Source organism: Ureibacillus acetophenoni, assembly GCF_900220965.1.
Taxonomy (GTDB): Bacteria; Bacillota; Bacilli; order Bacillales_A; family Planococcaceae; genus Ureibacillus; species Ureibacillus acetophenoni.
In genome coordinates this window covers 1-11,833 of sequence record NZ_OBQC01000012.1, presented here as the reverse complement: position 1 = coordinate 11,833, position 11,833 = coordinate 1, and the positions used below count along the sequence as shown (strand labels likewise).

Genomic DNA, 11,833 nt, shown 5'->3' with positions numbered 1-11,833 from the left:
CTCTAAAAGACAAAAGGTGGTAGAAATCCAGGAGAAGTGTCTTTAATAAGTGCTCTAAAAGACAAAAGGTGGTAGAAATCCAGGAGAAGTGTCTTTAATAAGTGCTCTAAAAGACAAAAGGTGATAAAAATCCAGGAGAAGTGTCTTTTATAAGGGCTCTAAAAGACAAAAGGTGGTAAAAATCCAGGAGAAGTGTCATTAATAAGGTCTCTAAAACAAAAAAAGATAGAAATCCAGGCGTATTAATAGAGTGCTCTTAAGCATAAAAGGAAGAAAAAATTTAAGTAATTAAGCTCCAAGACATATGTAGGAAAGCCCTTAAAATTAAGGGCTTTTAACACTTATTCGTAATATGTCCATTTACGTTTCGAAATGATAGAATAGTTGCTATCCAAGACCCTCTGTACTCTTTTCTTTGAATCAATAATTTTACACCAATGATGAATAGTATTTGTTGTGATAGGTTCCTTTGGGAAAAGTGCCTTAAACTCATTAGTGGCTCTTATTATTGCGGTAGTTACAGACTCAACGTTTCCACAGTTTATGCACATACAACTTCTACCCTGAATTGTAACCGAAAACGATTCACACTTCGCACAAGTAATCCCCTTGCGCAGATCCTCATATTTATACTCAGGCACGTTTGAATAGTTATTCTCCTTAATAGTTTGATGGTGTAGCTCAACTAGCTTATCCGCAAGTTTTTTATGCTTTTCCGTAATCACTGATGTGCTGCCTGAATCAAGAACTCGTAAATATCGCTTAATTTGAGTTGGAAATAGAAAAGGATAATTCAATGGTGATTGGTACAATGTGAATTCGGGGTTAATGAACACGACAAATCCTTCTACAGGAAGGTTGAATCCTAGACTGAAAATCAATTGTTTCAGTAGAGTTTCCGATCTCCGTAGTTGAAATAATGGATTGGGTACTTCAGTTTTCGGTAATTTAAAAAGCTTATCAGTTTCGTAAAAATGATCGCCTTCGAGATTTTTAATTTCATAGAAGTAGAGCTTATTGGAAGAAATGATAAGGGAATCGATTTGGAACGTGGTTTTATTGTTTTTAAGTAGTAAATCATTTAAAACAAGGAAGTCTGATTCTAGTTTTTCCGTAAGTGCATCGAACATTAACTCACCTTCAAATCCCTTCTTCAAAGATAAGTAGTAGTTCTTCTCTTGGTCAGGCAATGGCATTCGTTTGTGCAGCATTTCAAGAATGAAGAGTTCTCTAGACTTTCTTCGAGATTTATAAATCATAAATTCCTCCTATTGTTAAATAATTACCAAATATCATATCAGCAAATAGTGTAAATGTTAATGCAATGGTTGAAAATTTTATAATGGTGTTGTAACTCTTATGAATTTGAAAAATTTAAAGCGAATCCTAAAAAAATTAGCTATCTAGATACCTTAAGAAGGTGTCAGAATACCTGTAGCCCTTCTCAGATCCTCTTTATATTTCGCTTTATACTGAGGCAAAATGAACTTTCGATATCCTATTTTTAATTCAAATTTCATCTACTGTATTATGTATAGAACTATTAAAAACTAATTGGACAGTGATTATTCTTTGATACACATGAAGATGTTGATAACTACAATGATACAGAATTAATAAGTTATGCCATGACTTATGTGAATTGAAAATTGAAACAAAAAGCATAATTTTGTTATTGAAAATATTACCAAAGAATTTTATCTTGTAATTGTAATAGTTTATTGCAAAGATCACTATAACAACTTTGTATTGTGTTAATTTATTGGTATAGGAGGCTGTGAAATGAGGTTAAAGCTAGTTGATGATATCGGCATAACTCCCGAAGAAAATAGATTAATTTTTGATAATGGAGATATGTATAGACCTATTCGCACTATCGAATGTACTAATACCGTTGATACTGTTGTGTGCTATAAGATAAACGATGATGGTACGGACGGAGATTGTGTAGTAATAAAACTTTATTCTGATGACGGTATGTGGGATGACGTCGAAGCTGAAATCTTCTTACGATTGGTAAAATGAGGTAGATTTAATCGCGATACACATTTTTGCATTCATGGAAAATGGTGGTCGGTCCTTATATAACTCCCGAATTTTAGTAATTGATAAAAATTGATGTTCTGAGGAAGTAAAGAGGTTACTAGAATTGAAATGCCGAACAAAAGAAGATGGAATAGAACCACCTAAAAAATATTTTTTTAGCAAAAAGGGACCAAGTGATAGCATACACTTGGTCTTTTAAAATTATCTAACTATACATCTATTTCATCATACTCTTTATACATTCCATGTTTACACCGTTTCTTTGATAGCGTTTTACCCAAAGTACGTACCCCATCTTTTTGGATTTAGCACCCAATTTCCCCACATAAATTGCTTTATAACGACTTACAAATAATGAAACATAAGATGGAAATTGCGATAAATCGGCAACAATACTAATGATACAATGATATAAATGCAACTAAATACAATGAAATCTTAAGAATTTCTTCAGAATTACCCTATCTGAGTTTTAAGAATCTATGGTTACTATAAAAATATAAGAAAAAGTTGTGAGGTGAAGCGGGTGGAGAAATTGACTGTGCTCGTTACTGATGATGATAAGGATATTCGGGATGGGATTGAAATTTATTTAAAAAATGAGGGGTATCATGTTTTAAAGGCGGCAGATGGTGTGGAAGCACTGACGCTATTAAAGGATAATGAAGTTCATTTAATTATCCTAGATATTATGATGCCAAATATGGATGGGATTACTGCTACATTCAAAATACGCGCTGAACGGAATATCCCAATTATTATGCTCAGTGCGAAAGCAGAGGATACAGATAAGATTCATGGATTATCTGTTGGAGCAGATGATTATATTACAAAGCCGTTCCATCCTCTAGAGTTATTGGCGCGGGTAAAATCCCAACTAAGACGCTATGTTCAACTGGGGACTTACAACAATGGACAAACATCGTCTGCGATTGATGTGAATGGACTATCACTCGATGCGGAAGCAAAAGAAGTAAAGCTTAATGGTGAACCGGTAAAATTAACGCCGATTGAGTACAAAATTACTGAGTTACTATTAAAAAATGCAGGACGTGTATTTTCGATTAATGAAATTTATGAACTTGTGTGGAATGAAGAAGCGTATAATGCTGAAAATGTTGTGGCCGTTCATATTCGAAAGATTCGAGAAAAGATTGAAGCGGACCCTAAAAACCCAAGATATTTAAAGGTTGTGTGGGGAATTGGTTACAAAATTGAAAAGTAAAATTGAGTCGATCGCTACTGGCACTGTGATTATTACGGCCATCATCGGGTTAATTTTAATTAGCATTTATACATTCCATTTTGTATCTGGACGTTTATTAGATTCGATAAAAATGTTAGTTAGATTATTTTGAGGAGGAACAATATGAAAACAAAAGGGAAATTACTCCTCACACTTTTTCTTATAACGTGGGTGGCATTTGCCTTCACATCATTTACAAATAAAGGACAACAGTATATTGGTAAATCGTATTTTGATTCTGAAGGGTTCCAAAGTATGGTTAATCAATATAAAGATCAACTAGGTCGGTTAATATTAATGCCGTTGGATGCAGAGAAGGCGATTGAAAACATCACTGTAAGTAAAAGTGAAGTTGAGCATTATCGTAATTACTACGGCACAATTGCAGAGCAAATTGAAAGTATACAATATCAATATGTTGACAGTATCAACCAGGCTGAAGTTGAGGGGAATGTCACCTTAAAGGAACAACTAATAAAAGAACGGGATAGTAAAATTGCAGATATTCAACAAAACTTTAATAGCGATGAATATGTCGAAGAAAAGATTCGAAATCAAAGGGCACAAGCTATTCGTTCATATGTAGCAGAACAACAACGTCAAACGAAAGATTTTTTAAATGAATATAGCTACTTCACATATAGTTTTACGAATGTTGAAACTGGAGAAACAATTGAATCACCTCATAATCATAAGGATCTAAGCATTGTTTATTCTGAAAAATTTGGGAAACCAAAGCAGTATTTTAGCGTCGATAATACTGTAAATATAAGTTTATATGATAACTACGATGCAGTAACAGAGGAATATATAGTACAAGGGGAAATTGGTAAGTTTGAAGGTTCGATAAGTATACCGAAGACTTTACTAGCATCATCCCATATGGAAAGAGACTATTCGAATTTTACTTTTGCAAAATGGGCCTTTTACTTAATATGGATTACTGGAATCGTAGCGCTTATTGCTTTATTCACTTTTGCAAAGCCTTCATGGAACCAATTTAGAAGTTTAGAAAAGTTAGAGTCAAGCTTTTCTAGTTGGCCAATCGATTTAAGGGTTATTTCTACTATTATTATGGCGTATATTGCACTTGCTTTTATGGATTCATTAGCTAACATGATACAACATAACGTGAACTATTATGTTAATTACTGGGTCTCTTACAATGTGAAATTGGTTACCTATGGAATTACGACATTTATTCCAACTTCATTAACAATATTAGGTGTTGTTTGGTGTTGGAGAGCAATCAGAGATGTGGACAATGTTCCAAACCAATTGAAAAATGCCTATTTTTATAAAATGGCAGAGGGAGTCAAAGATTTATTAATAAATCGCTCAATTGCATTCCAAACGTTATTTGTGCTTGGTACGGCGTTCTTTGCAGGTATAGGAATTGTAGGAGCATTTATGTCCGGAGAATTAGCTGTCATATATTTAATCTTATTCTTCTTTATTGCACTACCAGCTTTTATTTCTTTTTTAAACCGAATGGGCTATTTAAACAGAATTATTAAGCAAACAGAGGACATGGCAGAAGGACGCTTAACGACAGAGATTAAAGTGAAAGGGAAGTCTCCCCTTGCAAGACACGCGAAAAATTTAAATCATTTACGTGAAGGTGTTAGGAAATCTGTGTCCGAACAAGCAAAAAGTGAGAGATTAAAAACGGAATTAATTACAAATGTGAGTCATGATTTAAGAACTCCATTAACATCTATTATTACGTATACTGATTTATTGAAAAATCCTAATTTATCAGATGAAGAGAGAAAGCAATATATCGATGTGCTCGATAAAAAATCAGCCCGTTTGAAAACGCTAATTGAAGATTTGTTTGAAGTGTCAAAAATGGCCAGTGGAAACATTGAGTTAACGAAACAACGAATCGATTTAACACAATTATTTAAACAGGCAATTGGGGAACATGGAGAGTCTTTTAAAGATACTGGATTAGACATGAAGGTAACTGCACCTGATCAACCTTTGTGGGCTTATGTAGATGGGCAAAAATTATGGAGAGTATTAGATAATTTAGTCGTTAATACATTGAAATATTCTTTAAAAGGTTCGAGAGTATATTTAACTTTAAGACAAAATGGTCGTGATGCAGAATTTGTTGTGAAAAATATTTCGAATTACGAATTAGGAGATCATGTTGAAGAGTTAACAGAAAGATTTAAACGAGCAGATGCCTCTCGTCATACAGATGGTTCAGGATTAGGTCTAGCAATTGCTCAATCTATTGTGGATTTGCATAATGGACGTTTGAAAATTGATGTAGATGGGGATTTGTTCAAGGTCACTGTCACAATACCTTCAGATTATTAAACATAATGGCACCAACTGTTTATGTTGGTGTCATCATTTTCATTTTATTAACAATATGAAAATGATTATTTGAAATGTCCATGATATACTTGAAAACAGGCACTTGTCATTGTTGTCTGTCTTTTATTGTATAAGTGATGATTGTATCTTTAGTGACATATTGTATAATGAAAGACAGATTTTTTTGTGCTAATAACAAAAATCTGTCAATAGTATTGCATGTATATAACAAATTAAAGAGTATAGGAGACCTTCATTTTTATGGAATTATTTGAACTAATTAAGGCCGTCATTCTTGGATTTGTTGAAGGGATGACAGAGTTTGCACCTGTTTCTTCAACAGGGCATTTAATTATTGTAGATGATATGTGGTTACAAACAAAGGAGTTTTTAACTGAAGGATCTGCAAACACATTTAAGATTGTGATCCAATTGGGTTCTATCTTAGCGGTTGTTGTAGTTATGTGGAAACGTATGCTAAGCCTAGTAGGACTGTACAAAATTCCTGGACAAACTAGTTCGAGGAAATTTAACCTAGGACATGTTCTAATTGGAATTATTCCTGCTGGTATTTTTGGTGTTTTATTTGAAGATTTTATCGATGAAAATTTATTTACAACTCAGACTGTAATTGTTGGTTTAATTATCGGAGCAATTTGGATGATTATTGCAGATAAGTTTGGACCAAAAAGGCCGAAAATCAAATCCTTGGACGACTTATCTTATAGCACAGCGCTTAAAGTTGGGTTTATCCAATGTTTATCTTTATGGCCAGGGTTTTCACGTTCTGGAGCAACAATTTCCGGAGGGGTAATGCTAGGGCTTGACCATAGAACAGCTTCTGATTTTACATTTATTATGGCTGTGCCTATTATGGCTGGAGCTAGTGGATTATCATTATTTAAAAATTGGGACCAAATTAATATGGACCACTTCTGGTTCTATGTTGTTGGTTTTGTAAGTGCGTTTATATTCGCGTTAGTTGCTATTAAATTCTTCTTAAGATTAATCTCTAAAGTGAAATTAGTTCCTTTTGCAATTTATCGTCTCGTATTAGCGGCAGTGTTAATTGTTGTATTGTACTTATAATTTAAAACTAACAGCTGTCTGGAAGTTAAAATTTTAAGACAGCTGTTTTATTTTGTATGTGCAACTTTTAGGGCATAAGTTTTCAATTAGAACTAATTTCTCATTATTTTTGGAGTCTTCTATATAAAAAGTAACGGAATGTACAAATATTGAAAGTTCAGATTATTAAGCTTAATGTAAAATGAAATTATGATAAGAAGTTTTATTTTTTCTGGCAGGAGGATGGCTATGTTATTTAGAACGAAACAAGATCGATATCAAAATCAGCGTTCTATTTTCAGTGAAAAGTATGAGAATGTTGGAATTACCTTAACGGACACCTGAACAATTATTGCAGTTGAAAATCATTGAGTTAAGTGAAGAGGATTTACAAGTAGCCCGTGCACTAAAACCTCATATAGAAGCTAGAGTAATAGAAATTGTTGATGCTTTTTATAAACGATTAGAAATTGTACCTGAGTTTAGACCTTGAAGTTGCAGCATCAAGATTAGAAAATTCAATTCAAACATTTTAAATATGAGTATAGTAGTGCTGTCTCTAGGGAGATGGCTTTTTTATTTTCTATTAAATTTGTAACTTACTAGTTTAGTAATCGAATGCTTGTTCAAATACATACATATACTAAATAATAAATAAAATAAAGAGCGTTACACTAACTCCATTAACTACAAACGTCCTGAACTTCATAACTTTAACAGTATCATCCTACTAAATTAAATAATAACCTCTAGCTCCTTATAACTGATGCCATTGAATAAGGAATAGTTGCCACATCTAATCTTGAAAACTTTAATACTATTGTTGAAATAATAATTAGTGAAATAATTGTGTTAGAAAAAAAGGGATTTAAATAGAAAATGTCGAATATTAGAACAATATAACTGAATTTTCGATAATTCAAGGAGGGTGCTATGAAACTGAAAAACTTTATTGGTGGAAAATGGATTGAGGCAGAGACACATCAAAGGGTACCTATTATTAATCCGGCGAATGGGGAAGTGCTAGGGGAGGTTCCACTATCAACTAATCATGAAGTTGATTTGGCGGTTTCAGCTGCAAAGAAAGCACAAAAACAGTGGGCACTCGTTCCAGCACCAAAACGCGCGGAATATTTATATGAAATTGGTTTTAAGTTAAAAGAAAAGAAAGAATACCTTGCTCAAATTTTAACAAAAGAAATGGGTAAAGTGATAGAAGAAGCACGTGGTGAAGTGCAAGAAGGCATCGATATGGCGTTTTATATGGCAGGGGAAGGAAGACGTTTGTTTGGGGAAACAACGCCTTCTGAATTAGCAGACAAATTTGCGATGAGTGTTAGAAGCCCGATTGGGGTAGTTGGCTTAATCACTCCTTGGAACTTCCCAATTGCTATTGCAACGTGGAAGTCCTTCCCGGCTCTTGTAGCGGGTAACACATTTGTCTGGAAACCTTCTGTTGAAACACCATTGATGGCTTATGAGCTTGGGAAAATCTTTGAAGAGGTTGGTCTACCTGAAGGGGTGGCAAACATTGTCTTTGGTGCTGGAACAGAAGTCGGAACAGCATTGATTGAACATCCAGAAGTGAAAGTTATTTCCTTCACTGGTTCAAACGCTACTGGTAGTAAGGTTGCTGAACTCGGTGGACGTCACTTGAAAAAAGTCTCCCTTGAGATGGGTGGGAAAAATGCTGTCATCGTCATGGATGATGCAGACTTAAACCTTGCAACCGAAGCGATTATTTGGAGTGCATTTGGAACAGCAGGACAGCGCTGTACAGCATGTAGTAGAGTAATTGTCCATAAAGATGTAAAAGGCAAATTAGAGGAAAGGTTAGTAGAAGCAATTAGCCATTTAACAATTGGTGATGGTTTAGACCCAACTGTAAAGGTTGGACCTGTCATTAATCAATCTGCTTTAGAAAAGATCGATCACTATGTTCAAATTGGTAAGCAAGAAGGCGCTAAGTTGTTAGCTGGAGGAAACATTCTTTCAACACCACCTTTTGAAAACGGTTATTACTTCGAACCTACAGTCTTCACAGATGTAAAAAATGAAATGACAATCGCACAAGAAGAAATTTTCGGACCAGTTGTTAGCATTATAGAAGTTAATAGTTTAGAAGAAGCAATTGAAGTAAACAACAGCGTAAAATTTGGTTTATCTAGTTCCATCTTCTCTCAAGATGTAAATAAAATATTTAAAGCTCAAAGAGATTTAGATACGGGGATTGTTTATATCAATGCAGGTACTACTGGTGCAGAAATTCACTTGCCATTCGGTGGAACGAAAGGAACAGGAAATGGCCATCGTGATTCCGGTCAAGCTGCTCTCGACGTTTATACAGAATGGAAGAGTGTATATGTAGACTACAGTGGAAAGCTGCAAAGAGCTCAAATAGATAACTAGAAAAGTGGAGAACGCTCGCCCAGCTCAAGAAAGCAACTGGCCGTTCGTAAACGGGCGACTTCCTGTCGCACTTCCGGCACTTGTACATCGAAGGAACCGACAAAAGGGCGCTCTTTGCCCTTGAAGGCGGTTTTGAAGTTGCCGAGGAGCTAGCGTTCGAAACTAGACACTGTTTCAACACAAAATATTTATATTTTCTATTTTACAATAAAGGGGATGTGTGTATGAAGGTAGTAGTATTAGGCGCTGGTTTAATGGGGAAAGAAGTAGCGCGAGACTTAGTTGCAAATGATAAAGTTGAAAAAGTCTTTTTAGCTGATATCGATCTATCAGTCGTACAAAATTTCGTACAACAACTAAACTCTGAAAAATTAGAAGCTGTACAACTAAATGCCAAGAATGATGATGAATTGCGCGCATGCATGGCAAAAGGGGACGTCTGCGTAAACGCCCTATTCTATGAATTTAATGAAAAAGTGGCAAAGACTGCAATAGAAGTAGGGGTTCACTCAGTTGACCTTGGGGGACATATTGGAGAAGTCACAGACCACATTTTAGAACTAAATGAACTAGCAAAACAGAAAAATGTAACGATCATTCCAGACTTAGGTGTAGCACCAGGAATGATTAACATTTTAGCAGGATACGGTGCATCTAAACTAGATTCAGTAGAATCGATAAAACTGTATGTTGGAGGCATTCCAACAAAACCTGTAGCGCCTTTAAATTATACGAGAGTATTTTCACTTGAAGGTGTTTTAGATCACTACAGTGAGCCTTCAAAAGTTATTTTAGATGGCCAATTAACAGAAGTAGAATCACTTTCAGGTGTTGAACAAGTCTATTTTGACCAATTTGGTGTAATGGAAGCTTTCTATACATCAGGTGGAACTTCTACACTTATTAAAACATTCCCTAATGTGAAAACACTTGAATACAAGACGATTCGTTATAAAGGGCATGCTGAAAAGTTCAAATTACTTGTTGACCTTGGTTTTATCGATAAAGAAAATCAAGTTCAAGTTGACGGCTCGGAAGTAAAAGTTCGTGATGTTATTCGTGAAGCCCTAAAGAAAAAATTAGACCAGGGCGATCAACAAGATGCTTTACTTCTTCGCGGTATTGTTTCTGGGGAGAAGAAAGGTGAGCAAGTTACTTACGAATACGAAACAATTATTATACGAAATCAAGATGATTATATGACTGCAATGGCTCGTGCAACAGCATGTACAATTGCTGTTGTAGCAGTAATGATTGGTTCTGGTGTCATTACTGACCGTGGTGTATTTACACCTGAAACAATTGTACCTGGTAAAGAATACATTGAAAAAATGGCCAAACGTGGAGTAAAAATTAAAGAAACGAAACACCGTTCAGCAATCGTGAAATGGTAAGGTGATGGGGATGAACTTCGACTTTTCGGAAGAGCAACAATTGCTAAGAAAAACAGTAAGACAATTTGTTGATAATGAAATTATGCCTCACATCGCAAAGTGGGATGCTGAAGGTGGCTTTGATCGAATCATTTGGAAAAGACTTGCTGAACTAGGGTTGATGGGGGTTTGTATTCCTGAAAAGTACGGCGGAGCAGGAATGGACTACAACAGTTTAGCTATTGTTTGTGAGGAGTTAGAGCGAGGGGATACAGCGTTTCGTACAGCTGTATCCGTTCATACAGGCTTAAATAGCATGACACTCATGCAATGGGGAACAGAGGAACAAAAGAAAAAGTATTTAGTTCCACAAGCAAAGGGAGAAAAAATTGGAGCGTTCGGTTTAACTGAGCCAGGTGCTGGTTCAGACGTTGCAGCAATGGATTCATTTGCTAAGCGCGAAGGGGATTACTATATATTAAACGGGCAAAAAACATGGATTTCACTATGTGATATTGCGGATCATTTTATTGTTTTTGCTTATACCGATAAAACGAAGAAACATCATGGTATTACTGCATTTATTGTAGAGCGTACAATGCCTGGCTTTTCATCGAAAGCGATTAAAGGGAAATACGGAATTCGAGCGGGTAATACGGGGGAATTATTCTTCGATGATTTACGTATACCAGTTGAAAATCGTTTAGGTGAAGAAGGTGAAGGATTCAAGATTGCCATGTCGGCTCTGGATAACGGTCGTTTCACAGTTGCAGCTGGTGCGGTTGGCTTAATTTCTGCTTGTCTTGAGGCGAGTGTGAAGTATTGTCATGAGCGAAAAACATTTGGTAAACCAATTGGTGAGCATCAACTGGTTGGTCAAATGCTTGCGAAAATGGAAGCTGGCTATCAAATGAGTCGTTTGCTTGTTTACCGAGTGGGAGAGTTGAAAAACAAAGGGGTTCGAAATACAAGAGAGACATCTTTAGCGAAATGGCAAGCTTGTGATTTTGCAAATCAGGCAGCAGATGATGCATTACAAATACACGGTGCCTATGGTTATTCCGATGAATATCCTGTTGCGCGATACCTCCGAAATTCCAAAGCACCTGTGATTTACGAAGGAACTCGTGAAATTCATACAATAGTGCAAGCAGACTATGTATTAGGTCGTCGAGAAGACAAACCATTAAATAAAATGCTGCCGAAATGGCCGTTTGATGAATAGGTTGAAAGTGGGACGTGAAGATTCAAGGGGAATCTTCACGTTTTTTTGTGCGCCCGGCATGGGCTATAACTTGGTGGTGAAAGTCCACTACAGGCTTGGCAGTAGGAACTGTTAGCTAATGGCAAGGGTGTCCAC

Annotated in this window: 10 protein-coding genes; 9 read left to right on the top strand and 1 reads right to left on the bottom strand. The window is 35.7% G+C overall.

Annotation, left to right across the window (positions count from 1 at the left end):
• Positions 1-341 precede the first annotated feature (341 nt).
• Positions 342-1,259 carry a nuclease-related domain-containing protein gene (locus CRO45_RS14610; protein WP_097150369.1) on the bottom strand — a complete coding sequence of 306 codons (918 nt, stop codon included), beginning with the start codon at positions 1,257-1,259 and terminating at the stop codon, positions 342-344.
• 523 nt (positions 1,260-1,782) lie between these two features.
• Here CRO45_RS14610 and CRO45_RS14605 point away from each other — a divergent pair.
• From CRO45_RS14605 to CRO45_RS14570, 9 genes are all read left to right on the top strand, one after another.
• On the top strand, positions 1,783-2,025 hold the full coding sequence (locus CRO45_RS14605) for a hypothetical protein (RefSeq protein ID WP_097150368.1): 243 nt from the start codon (positions 1,783-1,785) through the stop codon (positions 2,023-2,025).
• A 547-nt stretch (positions 2,026-2,572) separates the two neighbouring features.
• On the top strand, positions 2,573-3,271 hold the full coding sequence (locus CRO45_RS14600; protein WP_097150367.1) for a response regulator transcription factor: 699 nt from the start codon (positions 2,573-2,575) through the stop codon (positions 3,269-3,271).
• On the top strand, positions 3,261-3,404 hold the full coding sequence (locus CRO45_RS20110; RefSeq protein WP_170949501.1) for a hypothetical protein: 144 nt from the start codon (positions 3,261-3,263) through the stop codon (positions 3,402-3,404). Before CRO45_RS14600 ends, CRO45_RS20110 begins: the two co-directional genes overlap by 11 nt.
• 11 nt (positions 3,405-3,415) lie before the next feature.
• Positions 3,416-5,623: a HAMP domain-containing sensor histidine kinase gene (locus tag CRO45_RS14595; RefSeq protein WP_097150366.1), complete on the top strand. Its 2,208-nt coding sequence runs from the start codon at positions 3,416-3,418 to the stop codon at positions 5,621-5,623.
• A 261-nt stretch (positions 5,624-5,884) separates the two neighbouring features.
• A complete protein-coding gene (locus CRO45_RS14590; protein ID WP_097150365.1) occupies positions 5,885-6,712 on the top strand; it encodes an undecaprenyl-diphosphate phosphatase in 828 nt (275 codons plus the stop codon).
• 331 nt (positions 6,713-7,043) lie between these two features.
• Positions 7,044-7,184: a protoglobin domain-containing protein gene (locus CRO45_RS14585; RefSeq protein WP_097150364.1), complete on the top strand. Its 141-nt coding sequence runs from the start codon at positions 7,044-7,046 to the stop codon at positions 7,182-7,184.
• Positions 7,185-7,624: 440 nt separating this feature from the next.
• On the top strand, positions 7,625-9,100 hold the full coding sequence (locus tag CRO45_RS14580; protein WP_097150363.1) for an aldehyde dehydrogenase family protein: 1,476 nt from the start codon (positions 7,625-7,627) through the stop codon (positions 9,098-9,100).
• Between the two features lie 224 nt (positions 9,101-9,324).
• Positions 9,325-10,494, top strand: a complete 1,170-nt coding sequence (locus CRO45_RS14575) for a saccharopine dehydrogenase family protein (RefSeq protein ID WP_097150362.1) — start codon at positions 9,325-9,327, stop codon at positions 10,492-10,494.
• Between the two features lie 10 nt (positions 10,495-10,504).
• Entirely contained in the window at positions 10,505-11,698 is a 1,194-nt protein-coding gene (locus CRO45_RS14570) for an acyl-CoA dehydrogenase family protein (protein WP_097150361.1), read from the top strand.
• The last annotated feature ends 135 nt before the right edge of the window (positions 11,699-11,833 follow it).

Coding starts and splice junctions, on each gene's coding strand:
- CRO45_RS14580 (WP_097150363.1), top strand. CDS start 7,625: ATGAAACTGAAAAACTTTATTGGTGGAAAATGGATTGAGGCAGAGACA.
- CRO45_RS14595 (WP_097150366.1), top strand. CDS start 3,416: ATGAAAACAAAAGGGAAATTACTCCTCACACTTTTTCTTATAACGTGG.
- CRO45_RS14575 (WP_097150362.1), top strand. CDS start 9,325: ATGAAGGTAGTAGTATTAGGCGCTGGTTTAATGGGGAAAGAAGTAGCG.
- CRO45_RS14570 (WP_097150361.1), top strand. CDS start 10,505: ATGAACTTCGACTTTTCGGAAGAGCAACAATTGCTAAGAAAAACAGTA.
- CRO45_RS14610 (WP_097150369.1), bottom strand. CDS start 1,259: ATGATTTATAAATCTCGAAGAAAGTCTAGAGAACTCTTCATTCTTGAA.
- CRO45_RS14605 (WP_097150368.1), top strand. CDS start 1,783: ATGAGGTTAAAGCTAGTTGATGATATCGGCATAACTCCCGAAGAAAAT.
- CRO45_RS14590 (WP_097150365.1), top strand. CDS start 5,885: ATGGAATTATTTGAACTAATTAAGGCCGTCATTCTTGGATTTGTTGAA.